At 31.7% G+C, this 1,251-nt stretch carries 3 protein-coding genes; all 3 read right to left on the bottom strand.

Annotated features, from left to right (window positions below):
- The coding region (gene gpG, locus GBZ86_RS16030; RefSeq protein WP_152892322.1) for a phage tail assembly chaperone G at nucleotides 1-262 on the bottom strand (262 nt) is incomplete at its 3' end.
- Between the two features lie 12 nt (nucleotides 263-274).
- Nucleotides 275-880, bottom strand: coding sequence for a major tail protein (locus GBZ86_RS16035; RefSeq protein ID WP_152892324.1), 606 nt, complete (start codon nucleotides 878-880; stop codon nucleotides 275-277).
- A 12-nt stretch (nucleotides 881-892) separates the two neighbouring features.
- The gene (locus GBZ86_RS17490) at nucleotides 893-1,033 is read right to left on the bottom strand and encodes a hypothetical protein (protein ID WP_207707475.1); all 141 of its coding nucleotides are present in this window, start codon (nucleotides 1,031-1,033) and stop codon (nucleotides 893-895) included.
- Nucleotides 1,034-1,251: the final 218 nt, after the last annotated feature.

A 1,251-nucleotide genomic window follows, 5' to 3' on the forward strand; every position in this document is an offset into this window, starting at 1 on the left:
CTTTAGCTACTTCAATCCATTTAACTTGAATTTCATCTGCTCCTAATCCTTCTAATAATTCTTCCTCTGTAAATTTATTATCAAAGACTTCCACTAAGAAGGTAACTAACATATCATAATGCTCTAGCTTAAAGGGAAGTTGCTTTTCCTCCACCTCACTTAATATACTTTGTATTTCTAAAAATCTTCTATATTTCATTCCAGTTATTTTTCTAGCTGAAAAACTTTTATTTTCACCATTAATGTTTAATACTATATTCAAAATAAATTCCTCCTATTGTGTTTTTTGTACTGGTTCCTGCACCTTATCAAACCAACTTTGTATAGCTTTTTTTGCATCCCCATGCTCTTCCTTAAGATAACTTTCATTAACTCTTACCCTCCAGTTACCATCTTTAGCTCTTGGATAGAAAGTACCTTTTAGTTTAGGGGTTTGAGTTTTTAATTTATCCTGTTGAGTTTCATAGGTATCTGTAGTTCCATCATTGAACTTACCACAATAGTTCCATACAAATTCATATTTTTTATCTGTTCTTTTAGCTCTCCATCCTATGGCAATTTCATTAGCCATATCATCTTGATTATCTATTAAAAATCCATTTTCATATTTACATCCTCTTAATAATGCTTCCTGCTCTGGACTTAAATCATTTATTTCTATTTCAATTTCAATACTTTCTAAGGTTTCAATAACATCCTCTGTACCATCATCTGAATAAATTTTATCCACCTTTTTCTTTTCTGTTACTTTAGCACTTATGGACCTAGCTAATTTTTTAACTGTATCTGTAGTATAGTTAGATACACTATTTTCTTTAACTACTGAAATACTAATATCTCTAAGTCCCATTCTTCTACTATTTACTATGGTTTCTGCCATTAATTTTCCTCCTTATTCTTCAGCATTTGCTATATAAAACCTTAAAGCCTTATGATATAGCTTTGTATCTATTTCAAATTGATCTCTACCATCTATATAAATAAAGTCCTTATTTTTCATGGCTTTTTTAACTTTTCTTTTTAACCCTTCCACATTTTCCTTGCTCCAAATATCCACCTGAATATAATTTTCTATACTTTCATATTCATCATCTGAATAATCTTCAGGAACCTCACTAAAGGTAAATCATAACCACCCGTAAAACGGGTGGTTTGCTCTAGCCCTATAAGGGCATATTACTGGCTGTGCTACTCGCACTTTGAACGGTCTGCCAACCGCATTTTTTTCACTAACTACCCCTTAAAGGGGTC

The organism is Clostridium tarantellae (assembly GCF_009295725.1).
Lineage (GTDB): Bacteria > Bacillota > Clostridia > Clostridiales > Clostridiaceae > Sarcina > Sarcina tarantellae.